This is a genomic window from Pectobacterium artocarpous (assembly GCF_046159765.1).
Classification (GTDB): Bacteria; Pseudomonadota; Gammaproteobacteria; order Enterobacterales; family Enterobacteriaceae; genus Pectobacterium.
This window is the reverse complement of the sequence record NZ_JBJXVK010000064.1, coordinates 1-523: the sequence shown is the minus strand read 5'-3', so window position 1 is coordinate 523 and position 523 is coordinate 1. Positions and strand designations below refer to the sequence as shown.

Here is a 523-nt window from a genome sequence, read left to right as displayed (position 1 = left end):
GCGTGATCTGATCCTGAGATTGAGCAAAAGTTCGATTTATTCAACAAAGCCGATCCCTGGTTTAATTTGGCCGTTGAGGAGTGCATTTTTCGCCAGATGTCCACCACGCAGCGGGTACTGTTTTTATGGCGCAATGCGGAAACGGTGGTATTAGGTAACATTTCACACACCAGTTAATTGCCTTTAAGGTGTTGTTTTATGTCAGGGTTAAAACCTCATATATACATTCGGGTATCGAAAGCAAATCAGGTTCAAGGCTCCGGTTTAGATGAACAAGAAGCAAGAATACGTGAGTACATAAAGGGAAAGAGTCATTTGTTCAATGGTGAACCCATCGTTTGGAAAGATGAGGGGGTATCTGCATATGGTTTAAAGAATGTTGAAATCGGTCAACTTGCGAAGTTTATTAGTGAGGTAGAGCAAGGCCGAATTGGTGATGGTAACTGTCTAATCATTTACAGCCTTGATTGAATCGCTATTGGTTTGTTAGACACCTCAGAGTCATTTAAAATGACTTAAAAAA

Annotated in this window: 1 protein-coding gene and 1 pseudogene; both read left to right on the top strand. The window is 40.7% G+C overall.

What is annotated here, in order from left to right:
- Window positions 1–18: 18 nt before the first annotated feature.
- A pseudogene (locus ACKQAD_RS20270) lies at window positions 19–156 on the top strand (hypothetical protein); the annotation flags it as partial.
- A 42-nt stretch (window positions 157–198) separates the two neighbouring features.
- A complete protein-coding gene (locus tag ACKQAD_RS20265; protein WP_409161758.1) occupies window positions 199–471 on the top strand; it encodes a recombinase family protein in 273 nt (90 codons plus the stop codon).
- The last annotated feature ends 52 nt before the right edge of the window (window positions 472–523 follow it).